At 67.2% G+C, this 13,898-nt stretch carries 11 protein-coding genes and 1 pseudogene; 11 read left to right on the top strand and 1 reads right to left on the bottom strand.

Going from position 1 to position 13,898, the window contains the following annotated elements; all coding sequences use genetic code 11:
- Positions 1–58 precede the first annotated feature (58 nt).
- The 6 genes and pseudogenes from argS to Q3A80_RS18730 form a co-directional block, all read left to right on the top strand.
- Positions 59–1,840, top strand: coding sequence for an arginine--tRNA ligase (gene argS, locus Q3A80_RS18755; RefSeq protein WP_446330420.1), 1,782 nt, complete (start codon positions 59–61; stop codon positions 1,838–1,840).
- Between the two features lie 110 nt (positions 1,841–1,950).
- A complete protein-coding gene (locus Q3A80_RS18750) occupies positions 1,951–2,844 on the top strand; it encodes an SPOR domain-containing protein (RefSeq protein ID WP_446330419.1) in 894 nt (297 codons plus the stop codon).
- Positions 2,845–2,913: 69 nt separating this feature from the next.
- Positions 2,914–3,555 carry a thiol:disulfide interchange protein DsbA/DsbL gene (locus tag Q3A80_RS18745; protein WP_446330418.1) on the top strand — a complete coding sequence of 214 codons (642 nt, stop codon included), beginning with the start codon at positions 2,914–2,916 and terminating at the stop codon, positions 3,553–3,555.
- A 19-nt stretch (positions 3,556–3,574) separates the two neighbouring features.
- A complete protein-coding gene (locus Q3A80_RS18740; protein ID WP_446330417.1) occupies positions 3,575–4,348 on the top strand; it encodes an SDR family oxidoreductase in 774 nt (257 codons plus the stop codon).
- Between the two features lie 289 nt (positions 4,349–4,637).
- Positions 4,638–6,233, top strand: coding sequence for an ABC transporter substrate-binding protein (locus Q3A80_RS18735; RefSeq protein ID WP_446330416.1), 1,596 nt, complete (start codon positions 4,638–4,640; stop codon positions 6,231–6,233).
- Between the two features lie 168 nt (positions 6,234–6,401).
- Positions 6,402–6,587: pseudogene (locus Q3A80_RS18730) on the top strand (ABC transporter ATP-binding protein); the annotation flags it as partial.
- Positions 6,588–6,786: 199 nt separating this feature from the next.
- On the opposite strand, the gene Q3A80_RS18725 reads toward Q3A80_RS18730, so the two are convergent.
- Positions 6,787–7,866 (bottom strand): MBL fold metallo-hydrolase, encoded by a 1,080-nt coding sequence (locus Q3A80_RS18725; RefSeq protein ID WP_446330415.1) that lies wholly within the window; start codon positions 7,864–7,866, stop codon positions 6,787–6,789.
- A gap of 339 nt (positions 7,867–8,205) precedes the next feature.
- Here Q3A80_RS18725 and aceK point away from each other — a divergent pair, with 339 nt between their 5' ends.
- From aceK to Q3A80_RS18700, 5 genes are all read left to right on the top strand, one after another.
- Positions 8,206–10,026: a bifunctional isocitrate dehydrogenase kinase/phosphatase gene (gene aceK, locus Q3A80_RS18720; RefSeq protein ID WP_446330414.1), complete on the top strand. Its 1,821-nt coding sequence runs from the start codon at positions 8,206–8,208 to the stop codon at positions 10,024–10,026.
- A 65-nt stretch (positions 10,027–10,091) separates the two neighbouring features.
- Positions 10,092–10,859, top strand: a complete 768-nt coding sequence (gene can / locus Q3A80_RS18715; RefSeq protein ID WP_446330413.1) for a carbonate dehydratase — start codon at positions 10,092–10,094, stop codon at positions 10,857–10,859.
- Positions 10,860–11,018: 159 nt separating this feature from the next.
- Positions 11,019–11,696, top strand: coding sequence for an SDR family oxidoreductase (locus tag Q3A80_RS18710; RefSeq protein ID WP_446330412.1), 678 nt, complete (start codon positions 11,019–11,021; stop codon positions 11,694–11,696).
- A gap of 39 nt (positions 11,697–11,735) precedes the next feature.
- The gene (locus Q3A80_RS18705; RefSeq protein ID WP_446330411.1) at positions 11,736–12,173 is read left to right on the top strand and encodes a YchJ family protein; all 438 of its coding nucleotides are present in this window, start codon (positions 11,736–11,738) and stop codon (positions 12,171–12,173) included.
- 107 nt (positions 12,174–12,280) lie between these two features.
- Positions 12,281–13,555 carry a dienelactone hydrolase family protein gene (locus tag Q3A80_RS18700; protein ID WP_446330410.1) on the top strand — a complete coding sequence of 425 codons (1,275 nt, stop codon included), beginning with the start codon at positions 12,281–12,283 and terminating at the stop codon, positions 13,553–13,555.
- Positions 13,556–13,898 lie beyond the last annotated feature (343 nt).

The following is a 13,898-nucleotide window of genomic DNA, read 5'->3' as shown; positions in this document are numbered from 1 at the left end:
AAAAAGCGCGCCGGCCGGCCGGCGTTTCCGGCCGCCACCAACGAAGCCTTCTACCAGCATGCTGCCAGCACACAAACAGACCCTCGAAGCCCTGCTCGCGGATAGCGTCACGCAGGTCGCACACGCGCTGAAAGGCGCCGACGCAGCATTCGTCGCCCCCGCCATCACGCTGGAGCGCCCGAAGGTCGCCGCGCACGGCGACGTCGCATGCAACGTCGCGATGCAGCTCGCCAAGCCGCTCGGCACGAACCCGCGCCAGCTCGCCGAGAAGATCGTCGCCGCGCTGACGGCCCAGCCGGCCGCGCACGGGCTCGTCGACGCGGCCGAAATCGCCGGCCCCGGCTTCATCAACCTGCGCCTCACCGCCGCCGCGAAGCAGGCGGTGGTCGCCGCCGTGTTCGCGCAGGGTCGCGCATTCGGCACGTCCGACCGCGAAAAGGGCAAGCAGGTGCTGCTCGAATTCGTGTCCGCGAACCCGACCGGCCCGCTGCACGTCGGTCATGGCCGGCAGGCGGCGCTCGGCGACGTGCTCGCGAACGTGATCGCGAGCCAGGGCTACGCGGTGCACCGCGAGTTCTACTACAACGACGCCGGCGTGCAGATCGCCAACCTCGCGATCTCGACGCAGGCGCGCGCACGCGGCCTGAAGCCGGGCGACGCCGGCTGGCCGGAAGCCGCGTACAACGGCGAGTACATCGCCGACATCGCGCGCGACTATCTGAACCGCGAGACGGTCGCGGCGAAGGATGGCGAGCCGGTCACCGGCGCGGGCGACATCGACGATCTCGACGCGATCCGCAAGTTCGCGGTCGCGTACCTGCGCCACGAGCAGGACATGGACCTGCAGGCGTTCGGCGTGAAATTCGACCAGTACTACCTCGAGTCGTCGCTGTACAGCGAAGGCCGGGTCGAGAAGACGGTCGACGCGCTCGTCAAGGCCGGCATGACGTACGAGCAGGACGGCGCGCTGTGGCTGCGCACGACCGACGAAGGCGACGACAAGGATCGCGTGATGCGCAAGTCGGACGGCACGTACACGTACTTCGTGCCGGACGTCGCGTACCACGTGACGAAATGGGAGCGCGGCTTCACGAAGGTGATCAACATCCAGGGCTCGGATCACCACGGCACGATCGCGCGCGTGCGCGCCGGCCTGCAGGGGCTGCACATCGGTATCCCGAAGGGCTATCCCGACTACGTGCTGCACAAGATGGTCACCGTAATGCGCGACGGCCAGGAAGTGAAGCTGTCGAAGCGCGCGGGCAGCTACGTGACGGTGCGCGACCTGATCGAATGGTCGGGCGGCGCCGCGCCGGGCCAGGAAGCGGCACCCGACCTGATCGACGAGGCGACCATCACGCGCGGCCGCGACGCGGTGCGCTTCTTCCTGATCTCGCGCAAGGCCGACACCGAGTTCGTGTTCGACATCGACCTCGCGCTGAAACAGAACGACGAGAACCCGGTCTATTACGTCCAGTACGCGCATGCGCGGATCTGCTCGGTGCTCAACGAACTGAAGGCGCGCTACAACGTCGACGTCGCGCAGCTGCCGGGCGCCGACCTGGCGCAGCTGACGAGCCCGCAGGCCGTGTCGCTGATGCAGAAGCTCGCCGAGTATCCGGACATGCTCACGCACGCGGCGAACGAACTGGCGCCGCACGCGGTCGCGTTCTACCTGCGCGATCTCGCTGGTGAATTCCACTCGTTCTACAATGCGGAGCGCGTGCTGGTCGACGACGAAGCGCCGCGCAACGCGCGCGCCGCACTGCTCGCCGCCACCCGGCAGGTGCTCGAGAACGGCCTGGCGGTGCTCGGCGTGTCCGCGCCCGCCAAGATGTAAGCGGCCCGAACCGGGCAGCGAATGGCCGCGGCAGCGTCCGCCGTCGGATTACCCCGTCGCCGGGTGCCGTCGCTGCCTTTTCACGATTCTTTTTGCAGGTGACTCAAGCAATGGCACAACCACGCCGAACTTCGAAGCAATCGAAACAAGCCGGAGGGACATTTCTTGGAATCGTGCTGGGCCTGATCGTCGGCCTCGCGATCGCGGTGGTGGTGGCGCTCTACATCACGCGTTCGCCGTCGCCGTTCGTGTCGAAGGTCGCGCCGCCGCCGGCCGACAACGGCGCGAGCCAGCCGCAGCAGTTCGACCCGAACCGCGCGCTGCAGGGCAAGACGCCCGGCCAGCCGGTGCCGCAGGCCGCGCAGTCCGCGCCGCCCAATACCGCGCCCGGCCAGGCCGCGAACCAGACCCAGGGCGGCCTGCTGCCCGAGCCGCAGATCGTCGAGGTGCCGCCGTCGGGCAACGCGAACGGCTCCAGCGGCTCGAACAACACGACCGCGTCGAACAACGCGTCGTCGGGCAACGGCGTCGCCGTCGCGCCGAAGCCGGCCGACAACACGCCGCCGCCGAAGAAGACGCAGCAGGCGCAGCAACCGCAACAACAGCAGGGCGGCGAGGACGACCTCGCTCGCTTCGCCGCGCAGAAGCAGGCGCAGCAGGCTGCCGCGCAAAAGCAGCAACAGCAGCTGGCGAACAACACGCCGAAGCCGACGTCGTCGGCCGCGCCCGCCGCGGCAGCGAAGCCACCGACCGCGAACGACGCGAACACCGGCTACTTCCTGCAGGTCGGCGCGTACAAGACGGAAGGCGACGCCGAGCAGCAGCGCGCGCGACTGGGCTTCCAGGGCTTCGAATCGAAGGTGTCGAAGCGCGACGTCAGCGGCGTGACCTACTTCCGCGTGCGCGTCGGCCCGTTCTCGAAATTCGAGGATATGAACTCGGCCCGTCAGCGCCTGTCCGATGCAGGTGTCGACACGGCGGTGATCCGTTTCACGAAGCAGTAAGCAACCGGCCGCGCCCACGCAGATTCCGTTACGTTTCGTAACCCGAGCAACTGATTCGACGTCTACAACATGAAAAAACTGCTTAGCACGCTCCTTCTGTCCCTGGGCCTGGCCGCTGCCGGCTTCGCCCAGGCAGCGCCCGCCGCACCGGTGTCCGGCAAGGACTTCGAGGTGATGAAGTCGCCGCAGCCGGTGTCCGCGCCGGCCGGCAAGGTCGAGGTCATCGAATTCTTCTGGTACGGCTGCCCGCACTGCTACGAATTCGAGCCGACGATCGAGGCATGGGTGAAGAAGCAGGGCAACAACATCGACTTCAAGCGCGTGCCGGTCGCATTCCGCGACGATTTCATCCCGCACTCGAAGCTGTTCTACGCGGTGTCCGCGCTCGGCATCTCGGAGAAGGTCACGCCGGCGATCTTCAACGCGATCCACAAGCAGAAGAACTACCTGCTGACGCCGCAGGCGCAAGCCGACTTCCTCGCGACGCAAGGCGTCGACAAGAAGCAGTTCATGGACGCGTACAACTCGTTCAGCGTGCAGGGCCAGGTCAAGCAGTCGGCCGAGCTGCTGAAGAACTACGCGATCGACGGCGTGCCGACGGTCGTCGTCCAGGGCAAGTACAAGACGGGCCCGGCTTACACGAACAGCATTCCGGGTACCGCTCAAGTGCTCGACTATCTCGTGAAGCAGGTTCAGGACAAGAAGCTCTGATCCCCGCCCGCGCGCCGGCATGACTACTCCGCTGAAGGTCTTCATCACCGGCGCGTCGAGCGGCCTCGGCCTCGCGTTGGCCGAGGAATACGCCCGCCAGGGCGCCACGCTCGCGCTCGTCGCGCGCCGCACCGACGCCCTCGATGCGTTCGCGCGGCGCTTTCCCAAGCTGTCCGTTGCCGTCTACTCCGCCGACGTGCGCGACGCCGATGCGCTCGCGACGGCCGCCGCGTCGTTCATCGCCGCGCACGGCTGCCCCGACGTCGTGATCGCGAATGCAGGCATCAGCCAGGGCGCCGTCACGGGCCAGGGCGATCTCGCGACGTTCCGCGACGTGATGGACGTCAACTACTACGGGATGGTCGCGACGTTCGAGCCGTTCGTCGGCCCGATGACGGCTGCGCGCCACGGCACGCTGGTCGGCGTCGCGAGCGTCGCCGGCGTGCGCGGGCTGCCGGGCTCCGGCGCGTACAGCGCGTCGAAGTCGGCCGCGATCAAGTATCTGGAGGCGCTGCGCGTCGAGCTGCGCCCGGCCGGCGTCGGCGTCGTGACGATCGCGCCCGGCTATATCCGCACGCCGATGACCGCGCACAACCCGTACCGGATGCCGTTCCTGATGGACGCCGACCGCTTTGCGGCGCGTGCCGCGCGGGCGATCGCGCGGCAGCACGCGTTCCGCGTGATTCCGTGGCAGATGGGCGTCGTCGCGAAGGTGCTGCACGTGCTGCCGCGCTGGCTCTACGACCGCCTGTTCGAGAAGGCGCCGCGCAAGCCGAAGGCCGGCGCGCACTGAGTTCTTCGGGCGGCCCGCGCGCTGTCGCGGCGGGTCGATGTCGCGTCGGTGGCACGCGAGCCAGTGCAAGTTTCGAGCGCAGCCCCGCTTCCCCCACCCCGCCGCCCCAGCACGCATTCCGTCGCGAACGCAGCCGTTTTTCGCTCAATTCACCGCGTTCCGGCGCCTTTTTCCACGCGCCGCACACTTTGACGGTATGCTATTCGCCAGCCGCGCCGGCCCCGTCTTCGACCGGGCCGCGCCCGCATTCCGGCATCCAGCAAAAATCACAAGTCACGTGGGAGAACCTATGCAGGTCAAGCTGTTCGCCGCGGCCGCGCTCGCCGCCGCTCTCGCCGCCCCGGGCCTCGCCGCCGCCAAGCCGCTCACCGTGTGCACGGAATCGAGCCCGGACGGCTTCGACGTCGTGCAGTACAACTCGCTCGTCACGACCAACGCATCGGCCGACGTGATCTTCAACACGCTCGTGTCGTACGACGAAGCCGCGAAGAAGGTCGTGCCCGCGCTCGCCGACAAGTGGGAAGCGAGCGCCGACGGCCTCACGTACACGTTCCACCTGCGTCCGAACGTCGCGTTCCAGACGACCGACTACTTCAAGCCGGGCCGCCCGCTGAACGCGGACGACGTCGTGTTCACGTTCTCGCGGATGCTCGACGATGCGAACCCGTGGCACAAGGTCGCGGGCGCGAGCGGCTTTCCGCACGCGCAGTCGATGGGCCTCGTGAAGCTCGTGAAGTCGGTCACGAAGGTCGACGACAGCACGGTGAAGTTCGTGCTGAACGAGCCGAACGCGACGTTCGTGCCGATCCTGACGATGGGCTTCGCATCGATCTACTCGGCCGAATACGCGGACCAGCTGCTGAAGGCCGGCAAGCAGGCCGACCTGAACGCGAAGCCGATCGGCACCGGCCCGTTCGTGCTGAAGAGCTACACGAAGGACGCGCTGATCCGCTACGACGTGAACCCGACCTACTGGGGTGCGAAGCCGAAGGCCGAGCGGCTGATCTACGCGATCACGCCCGACCCGTCGGTGCGCATGCAGAAGGTGAAGGCCGGCGAATGCCAGATCGCGCTGTCGCCGAAGCCGCAGGACGTGCTCGCCGCGAAGGGCGAAAGCGCGCTGAAGGTCGTGCAGACGCCCGCGTTCATGACTGCGTTCGTCGCGCTGAACACGCAGAAGAAGCCGCTCGACAACGAAAAGGTGCGCGAGGCGCTGAATCTCGCGTTCGACCGCGCGACCTACCTGAAGGTGGTGTTCGACAACACGGCGACGGCCGCGAACAACCCGTACCCGCCGAACACGTGGAGCTACGCGAAGGACATCGCGCCGTACGCGTACGATCCGGCAAAGGCGAAGCAGCTGCTCGCGTCGGCCGGTTTCCCGAACGGCTTCTCGACGACGATCTGGACGCGCCCGACCGGCAGCGTGCTGAACCCCAACCCGAAGGCCGGCGCGGAACTGCTGCAGGCCGACCTCGCGAAGATCGGCGTGAAGGCGGAAGTGAAGGTGATCGAATGGGGCGAGCTGATCAAGCAGGCGAAGCTCGGCCAGCATGACATGCTGTTCATGGGCTGGGCCGGCGACAACGGCGATCCGGACAACTATCTGTCGCCGCTGTTCAGCTGCAACGCGGTGAAGTCGGGCATCAACTTCGCGCGCTTCTGCGATGCGCAGCTCGACAAGCTGATCGCGGACGGCAAGTCGACGGCCGATCAGGCCAAGCGCGCGAAGCTGTACGAATCGGCGCAGAAGATCATCCACGACCAGGCGCTGTGGATTCCGCTCGGCTACCCGACCGCGGCCGCACTCACGCGTCCGAACGTGAGCGGATATCGCGTCAGCCCGTTCGGGCGGCAGAACTTCACGGCGGTTTCGGTGCAGTAAGCGCGCGTGGCGCGCAAGCGACGGCGCACGCGCCGCGCTTGCGACACTGCGCGCTCATTCCTCATACCGGACGCCAGCCAAAGCGAACAACCAGGCCTTCCGAAAAATGTTTTCGCCGCCGTGCCACGCACGCCGCGCGAAGGGTTTCACGCATTTTCGGAGGTGCTGATGGCTGCTGCCACGCCGACCGGCGCGCTCGTCGCGCTTCATCACGTTTCATTCCGCTTCGACGACGGCATCGCGCTGTTCGATTCGCTCGACCTGTCCATCGACCGCACGCCGACGGGCATCGTCGGCCGCAACGGCGCCGGCAAGCGCCTGCTTGCACAACTGATCGCGGGCCGGCGCACGCCGCTGCTCGACGCGCCGACCGATCATCTCGATCTGGAATCGGTGCGCGCGACCGAAGCCGCGCTGGCCGGCTTGCCCGGCGCGATCGTGGTCGCGTCGCCCGATGCCGCGTTTCTCGCGGCACTCGAACCGACGCACACGATGCACTGGCAGCGCGACGGGTGGCGCCACGAACCCGTCGCGTGACGGTGACGATGCGCGCTCAGCGTGCGGTACGGAAGCGAATCACGCCATCGTCGCCCTGCTCGCGCACGAGTTCGCCCGCGAGCCACAGCAGGTTCAGGTGCGCGAGCGCCTCGCCGAGCGCGAACGTCATCTGGTGGATGTCGAGCTCGCGGCGGCGGAACATGATCGGCACGATGTCCGCGGCGCTCGCCGGCCGCTCCGCGCACGCGACGCGCACTTCGTCGAGCCGCGCGTCGTGGTGCGCGCGCAGTTGCGCGATGCGCGTGCGCACACCGCGGAACGGCTTGCCGTGCGACGGCAGCACGAGCGTGTCGGGCGCCATCGTCTCGTAGCGGCCGAGCGATTCGAGGTACAGCGCGAGCGGGTTCGCTTCGGGTTCGAGATCGAACACGGACACGTTGGTCGAGATGCGCGGCAGCACCATGTCGCCCGAGATCAGCACGCCGTCCGCTTCGCTGTGGAGCGCGCAATGTTCGGGCGAATGGCCGTAGCCGGTCACGACGCGCCACGTGCGCGCGCCGATCGTCACCGCGTCGCCTTCGCGCAGGCGGCGATAGCGCGGCGGCACGGCCGGCACGAGATCCGAGTAGTAGCTGCGGCGGCTGCGCAGCTTGTCGAGCGCGACCGGATCGGTCAGCCCGTGGCGCGCGAAGTGATCGGCCGCGGCCGCGCCGCCGGCGTTCGAGCCGTTGCCGGCCGCCATCAGGCAGCCGAACAGGTATTCGCCGAGCGTCATCCACAGCCGCACGTTCCAGCGGCCCTTGTCGCCGCCTTCGCAGATCCAGTTCGCGAGGCCGAAGTGATCCGGATGGCAGTGCGTGACGAGCACGCGCAGCACCGGCAGCCCGTCGAGATGCGTGTCGAAGATCCGTTCCCAGTGCGTACGGATCGCATCCGACGAAATCCCGCAGTCGACGATCGTCCAGCCGGCCTGCCCGTCGATCTCGTCACGCAGCAGCCACAGGTTGATGTGGTCGAGCGAAAACGGCAGCGGCATGCGCAGCCAGCGCACGCCGGGCGCGACCTCGAACGTGTCGCCCGCGGCGGGCAGCGTGTCGGCGAAGGGATAGTCGAGTTGGTGTTCCAGTGCGTTCATCGGTGGGGTGTCTCGTCGTTATCTGGCCGGATGCGGCTACGAATGCAGGTACGAATGCGGGAGCCGGCGCGCGCGGGCGAGGCCGCGGCGGGCATCGCGTCGATTCTATCGCCGTCGCGCGAAACGCGTGTCCGGCCGGTGCGGGCGGGGCAAAAAAAGTTCGTGTCAGAATCGGCTCCGTACCCGTATCTTTACGCGAAGATGCACCGAACGGCCTGTAACGGCGAATAACCTGCCGATTGGCGGCGCTCGGCACCGTACCCCGAAAGTCATTGAAACGGCGACTTGGGCGCTAAAATGTCGAGTGCTTACAGTCCCTCTCGAACGAGCCTGCACGCAATGAATCACTTCCCCAAACTGCTGTCGTCGCAGATCGGTTTCGACGTCGCGCAGACGATGCTCGAATACTTCGACCGTCACTACCGGATCTTCCGGGAAGCGGCCGTCGAAGCGAAGACGCTATACGAGCGCGCCGACTGGCACGGGCTGCAGCGGCTGGCGCGGGAGCGGATCACGTCGTACGACGATCGCGTGAAGGAATGCGTCGAGGTACTGCAGGACGAATACGACGCGGAGGACATCGACGACGAGGTGTGGCAGCAGATCAAGCTGCACTACATCGGCCTGCTGACGTCGCACCGCCAGCCCGAGTGCGCGGAAACGTTCTTCAATTCGGTGTGCTGCAAGATTCTGCACCGCTCGTATTTCAACAACGATTTCATCTTCGTGCGGCCGGCGATCTCCACCGAATACCTGGAGAACGACGAGCCGGCCGCGAAGCCGACCTATCGCGCGTACTACCCGGCCACCGACGGGCTCGCGGCCACGCTCGAGCGCGTCGTCACGAACTTCCAGCTGGAGCCGCCGTTCGAGGATCTCGAGCGCGACATCGGCTGCGTGATGCAGGCGATCGCCGACGAATTCGGCCGGTTCGACGAAGCGCAGAATTTCCAGATCCACGTGCTGTCGTCGCTGTTCTTCCGCAACAAGAGCGCGTACATCGTGGGCCGGATCATCAACGGCGATCGCGTGCTGCCGTTCGCGGTGCCGATCCGCCACGTGCGCCCGGGGCTGCTCGCGCTCGACACCGTACTGCTGCGCCGCGACCTGCTGCAGATCATCTTCAGCTTCTCGCACTCGTATTTCCTGGTCGACATGGGCGTGCCGTCCGCGTACGTGGATTTCCTGTGCACGATCATGCCGGGCAAGCCGAAGGCGGAGATCTACACGTCGGTCGGCCTGCAGAAGCAGGGCAAGAACCTGTTCTACCGCGACCTGCTGCACCATCTGTCGCATTCGAGCGACCGCTTCATCATCGCGCCCGGGATCAAGGGCCTCGTGATGCTCGTGTTCACGCTGCCGTCGTTTCCGTACGTGTTCAAGATCATCAAGGATCACTTCCCGCCGCCGAAGGAAACGACGCGCGCGCAGATCATGGAGAAGTACCAGCTCGTGAAGCGCCACGACCGGCTCGGGCGGATGGCCGACACGCTCGAGTATTCGAGCGTCGCGCTGCCGGTCTCGCGGCTCGACCACGCGCTCGTGCGCGAGCTGGAGAAGGAAGTGCCGTCGCTGCTCGAATACGAGGACGGCAACCTCGTGATCGAGCACCTGTACATCGAGCGCCGGATGACGCCGCTGAACCTGTACCTGCAGAACGGCACCGACGCGGACGTCGAGCACGGCGTGAAGGAGTACGGCAACGCGGTGAAGGAATTGATGAAGGCCAACATCTTCCCCGGCGACATGCTGTACAAGAACTTCGGCGTCACGCGCCACGGCCGCGTCGTGTTCTACGACTACGACGAGATCGAGTACCTGACCGACTGCAACGTGCGGCGCGTGCCGCCGCCGCGCAACGAGGAAGACGAACTGTCCGGCGAACCGTGGTATACCGTCGGCCCGCACGACATCTTTCCGGAGACCTACGGTCCGTTCCTGCTCGGCGATCCGCGCGTGCGCTCGGTCTTCATGAAGCATCACGCGGACTTTTTCGACCCCGCGCTGTGGCAGGCCAGCAAGGACAAGCTGCTGCAGGGCGAGTTGCCCGATTTTTACCCGTACGACGTGTCGCTGCGCTTTCGCGAGCGCTACCCCGCGCGCTTCGACACGGCGGCTGACGCCGGCGACCGCGCGGCCCACGCGCAGCGCGCCGCCTGACGCAGGTCCGACGACCCGATCCACCCCTTTATCGACCCCGATTTCCGCCAACGGAATCCACACCGATGAATACTCAAGACAATCCGCTTTCACATCTGTTCGACAACAACGACGCGTGGGTCAAGCGCCAGCTCGCCGAGGATCCGGAATTCTTCGCGCGTCTCGCCGACCAGCAGGCGCCTGAATACCTGTGGATCGGCTGCTCGGATTCGCGCGTGCCCGCGAACCAGATCATCGGCCTGCCGCCGGGCGAAGTGTTCGTCCATCGCAACATCGCGAACGTCGTCGTGCACAGCGACCTGAACTGCCTGTCGGTGATCCAGTTCGCGGTCGACATCCTGCGCGTGAAGCACATCATGGTCGTCGGCCACTACGGCTGCTCGGGCGTGAACGCCGCGCTGCACAACCGCCGCGTCGGTCTCGCGGACAACTGGCTGCATCACGTGCAGGACGTGCGCGAACGCCACGCGGCGCTGCTCGACGAATGGCCGGTCGGCGAAGCGCGCTACCGGCGCCTGATCGAGCTGAACTCGATCGAGCAGGTGGTCAACGTGTGCCGCACGACGATCGTCAACGACGCGTGGGCGCGCGGCCAGTCGCTCACCGTGCACGGGCTCGTGTACGGCGTGCACGACGGCCGGATGCGCAACCTCGGCATGGCCGTGTCGAGCTTCGATGCGCTCGACGAAACCTACAAGCGCTGCGTCGCGGCGCTCACCGCGCGCGGCCAGCATGCGCCGGACAACGACATGGTCGCGGCCGATGCCGCACGGCTCGAAGGCGTCGCGCAGGCGGTCGCCGATACGCTGAAGCCCTGCGGCGACGCGCAGTAACCATCGCCGCTGGCAGCGCGGCGCGGTACGCCCATTCCGCGCCGCGCGTCGCATCATCGTGCCGAACACGCGCATCATGACCGTGAACGCGACGGACTCGGACTGATCTGACACCGACACACTGCCGCGACGGCGGTGCAACGCAAAGGAGCGGCGAACATGAAAACCGTACTGATCGTCGGCGCATCGCGCGGCCTCGGACGCGAATTCGTCAGGCAATACCGGCGCGACGGCTGGAACGTGATCGCGACCGCGCGCGACGACGCGTCGCTCGCGGCGCTGCGCAACCTCGGCGCAACCGCGCATGCGCTCGACATCGCGCGGCCCGAACAGATCGCGGCGCTCGGCTGGAAGCTCGACGGCGAACGGCTCGATGCGGCCGTGCTGGTGTCGGGCGTGTACGGGCCGCGTACGGAAGGCGTCGAGACGATCGCCGCCGAGGATTTCGACGCGGTGATGCATACGAACGTGCGCGGGCCGATGCAGTTGCTGCCGATCCTGCTGCCGCTCGTCGAGGACGCGCGCGGCGTGCTGGCCGTCGTGTCGAGCCGGATGGGCAGCATCGCGGAAGCGACCGGCACGACCGGCTGGCTGTACCGCGCGAGCAAGGCGGCGCTGAACGACGTGCTGCGCATCGCATCGCTGCAGACGCGCCACGCCGCGTGCATCTCGCTGCATCCGGGCTGGGTGCGCACCGACATGGGCGGCGCGCAGGCCGCGATCGATCCGGAAACGAGCGTGACCGGCATGCGGCGCGTGATCGCCGAAGCCGGCGCGGACGTGTCGCAGGCCAACGGCCGCTTCTTCCAGTACGACGGCGTCGAGCTCAGCTGGTAAGCCGTCGTCACAACCCGGCGTCGTTAATTCACGATTCGCATGATTTTGAACCGACCTGACGCGTGCCCGTGCGGCGGCGCGTCGCCCTTCCCGACCGGCAAAACCGCGCCACCACGCTACGCGGCCTGTTGCGGCCGCTTCATCGATGGCGGCGAAGCCGCGCCGAGCGCACTTGAGTTGATGCGCTCGCGGTACAGCGCGTACGTGCTGGGCGCGACGGACTATCTGCGCGCGACCTGGGACGCGCGCACCTGCCCGGCCGATCTCGATGCCGACCCGAATGCGGCCGACGCGCCGCGCTGGCTCGGCCTCGCGGTCAAACGGCATGCACAACTCGACGAACGGCGCGCGGAGGTCGAATTCGTGGCCCGCTACAAGGTCGGCGGGCGCGCGTACCGGCTCCACGAGACGAGTCGCTTCACGCGCGACGAACACGGTTTCTGGCGCTACGTCGACGGCGAAGTAAGTGAACGCTGACAAATAGTTGCTGTGTCAGACGCCGGGTAATTCCTGCATTGCACAACCGGAATTTGTCGGGCTACGATGGCCGTCAGACTGGTCAAGTTGCATGGCAGGGCTTACGAATGGCGTTCAGCAAGGTATTGGTGGGATGGATGGCGGCCTGTGCGCTGTCGGCCGCTCAGGCCGGTACGCTGCCGAACGCGAATGCCGGTGCAGCCACGGCCAGCGGATCGCTCGCCCATGCCGAGCGCTTCGATTACGGCGACTCGGGCCTCCCGCAGGTCGCCGCAAACCTCAACGAACAAATCGTCAGCATTCCGGCCGATGCGTCGGGCTCGGTGATGCTCGAGGCCACGCTGTTCAAGCCGAACGGCCCCGGCCCGTTCCCGCTCGTCGTCTTCAACCACGGCAAGAACACCGGCGATCTCCATCAGCAGCCGCGCAGCCGGCCGCTCGCGTTCGCGCGCGAATTCGTGCGCCGCGGCTATGCGGTGATCGCACCGAACCGCCAGGGCTTCGCGGGCTCGGGCGGCACGTACCAGCAGGAAGGCTGCAACGTCGGCAAGAACGGCCTCGTGCAGGCCGCCGACGTCGCCGCGACCGTCCGCTACATGTCGCATCAGTCGTACATCGACGCGTCGCGCATCGTCGTCGCGGGCACGTCGCACGGCGGCCTCGTATCGGTCGCGTACGGCACCGAAGCGGCGCCCGGCGTGCGCGGCATCATCAACTTCTCCGGCGGACTGCGCCAGGACCTCTGCGACGGCTGGCAGCGCAATCTCGTCGACGCGTTCGACCAGTACGGCGCGCATACGGCCGTGCGCTCGCTGTGGCTGTACGGCGACAACGATTCGGTGTGGACGCCCGCACTCGTCGCGCAGATGCACGACGCGTACGTGTCGCACGGCACGCAGGCGCAGTTCATCGATTTTGGCCGCTACAAGGACGACGCGCACCGGCTGATCGTCGATCGCGACGGCGTGCCCGTGTGGTGGCCGGCCGTGCATGCGTTCCTCGCCGAGCTGAACCTGCCGACGTCGGTCCGCTATGCGGTCGCCAATCCGCATGAGCCGAACGCGACCGGCTATGCGTCGATCGATGCGGTCGATGCGGTGCCGTTCCTCGACGAGGCCGGCCGCGAAGGCTATCGCCGCTTCCTGAGCCAGCATCCGAGCCGCGCGTTTGCGGTGTCTTCGGAAGGCGCATGGTCGTGGGCCGAAGGCGGCGACGATCCGATGGCGCTCGCGCTCGACAACTGCTCGAAGCAGGGTGCGGGCGCATGCCGGCTGTATGCGGTCAACGACCGCGTCGTGTGGAACGGAAACGCGACGCAGACGGCCGACAACGGCGATACCAGCACGCACGGCGCGGATACGCGCTCGCTGGCTTCGCGCTGATACGCGCACGCATCGCGGCGCCGCGCCGGCGCGCTGCGGTGGCTTTTCCTCTCCTCGTTTCGTCAAAGCTCGTGCGGGCCGCAGCGGCGTGCGCATGCGCGTCGTCGCGCTTCTGCGCGCCTGCGGTGCCCTCCGCCGCATTGCTTCCGTCCGCCGGCACCGCTGCTGGCTTTCGCTGAAGGCGGGTCGTGCGTGACTTCCCGCCTTGGTTACTGGTTGCTGGTCGCTGGTTGCTGGTTGCTGGGGCGCCGGGCGCCAATTGCCGGTCCGTCGTCCGTGATCCCCTAGTCCCCTAGTCCCTAGTCCCCCTGGCCTTGCGCCCTATCGCCAAAAGCTTCCTCGC

This window comes from Burkholderia sp. SR8, assembly GCF_052851275.1.
The sequence above is the reverse complement of the archived record's forward strand: the minus strand, read 5'-3'. Positions and strand labels throughout refer to the sequence as shown.

Bases quoted from the DNA above. Each gene is read 5' to 3' on its own strand.
- argS (WP_446330420.1), top strand. From the start codon at position 59: ATGCTGCCAGCACACAAACAGACCCTCGAAGCCCTGCTCGCGGATAGC.
- Q3A80_RS18750 (WP_446330419.1), top strand. From the start codon at position 1,951: ATGGCACAACCACGCCGAACTTCGAAGCAATCGAAACAAGCCGGAGGG.
- Q3A80_RS18745 (WP_446330418.1), top strand. From the start codon at position 2,914: ATGAAAAAACTGCTTAGCACGCTCCTTCTGTCCCTGGGCCTGGCCGCT.
- Q3A80_RS18740 (WP_446330417.1), top strand. From the start codon at position 3,575: ATGACTACTCCGCTGAAGGTCTTCATCACCGGCGCGTCGAGCGGCCTC.
- Q3A80_RS18735 (WP_446330416.1), top strand. From the start codon at position 4,638: ATGCAGGTCAAGCTGTTCGCCGCGGCCGCGCTCGCCGCCGCTCTCGCC.
- Q3A80_RS18725 (WP_446330415.1), bottom strand. From the start codon at position 7,866: ATGAACGCACTGGAACACCAACTCGACTATCCCTTCGCCGACACGCTG.
- aceK (WP_446330414.1), top strand. From the start codon at position 8,206: ATGAATCACTTCCCCAAACTGCTGTCGTCGCAGATCGGTTTCGACGTC.
- can (WP_446330413.1), top strand. From the start codon at position 10,092: ATGAATACTCAAGACAATCCGCTTTCACATCTGTTCGACAACAACGAC.
- Q3A80_RS18710 (WP_446330412.1), top strand. From the start codon at position 11,019: ATGAAAACCGTACTGATCGTCGGCGCATCGCGCGGCCTCGGACGCGAA.
- Q3A80_RS18705 (WP_446330411.1), top strand. From the start codon at position 11,736: ATGATTTTGAACCGACCTGACGCGTGCCCGTGCGGCGGCGCGTCGCCC.
- Q3A80_RS18700 (WP_446330410.1), top strand. From the start codon at position 12,281: ATGGCGTTCAGCAAGGTATTGGTGGGATGGATGGCGGCCTGTGCGCTG.